This window comes from Glycomyces salinus, from assembly GCF_016428645.1.
In the GTDB taxonomy this organism is placed as follows: Bacteria; Actinomycetota; Actinomycetes; order Mycobacteriales; family Micromonosporaceae; genus Glycomyces; species Glycomyces salinus.
In genome coordinates, this window is the sequence record NZ_JAELXW010000195.1 from 1 (window position 1) to 827 (window position 827).

At 70.3% G+C, this 827-nt stretch carries 1 protein-coding gene; it reads right to left on the reverse strand.

Annotation, left to right across the window (positions count from 1 at the left end; translation table 11 throughout):
* The coding region (locus JFB92_RS25015) for an HNH endonuclease signature motif containing protein (RefSeq protein ID WP_199044680.1) at positions 1-809 on the reverse strand (809 nt) is incomplete at its 3' end.
* Positions 810-827 lie beyond the last annotated feature (18 nt).

Here is an 827-nt window from a genome sequence, read left to right on the forward strand (position 1 = left end):
CCGGTCTTGGTCACGACCCACTCGCCGGTGTGAATGCGCCCGTGGTGGAACCTGCACAGCAAGATCAGGTTCTCCGGGGTCGTGGGACCGCCGTCGATCCAGTGCTCGATGTGGTGGCTCTCGCACCAGGACACCGGTCGGCCGCACCCGTGCCAGGCGCATCCACCGGCCTGCTCGGCCTCCAGCTTCCGGCGCAGCGCCGTGTTCGGCACCCGCAGTTCCTTCGACTGCTCGATGACCTCACCGGTCTCGTAGTCATAGACCATCGGCACCACACCGGCCTCGCAGGCCAAGAACCGAGCCTTGGCGATGCTGACCGGCTCGCCCTCCAGGCGCGGCAGGCGCCCGGTGTCCTCGCCTTTGAGGGTGTCCAGATCCGCCATGAGGGTCAGGGTGGCGGTGTGGCCGTGGCGAGTCGGCGCGGCCGGGTCGGTCCCTGCCGCGGCCAGGAGCTGGTGGAGGGCCTCGGCGTTCCGGTTCGCGCTCGGCGGCAGCACCCCGTCGGCATCGGCCTCTTCGGCGCGGGGAGGCCGGACGGCGGTCTTGAGGTAGTTGTCCAGGAGCCGTCCGGTGGCGTCGGTCAGGGTCGCGTCCAGGCCCCACATGCCGTCCTCGGTCCGCCACAGGTCCATACGCTGCAAGGTCTGCTGGGACAGCTCGTCCAGCATCGCCTCCCGCTCGGACTCCCGTGCGGCCAGCAGAGCGGCGATGGCGTCCTTGAGCTCAGTGAAGGAGGCATGGCAACAGTGCTCGGCGATCAGCGCCTCGGGGGTGGGGCACTGGACGGTCGCATCGTAGGGAGAGGGCACCGGGGAGGCGTAGGGGGC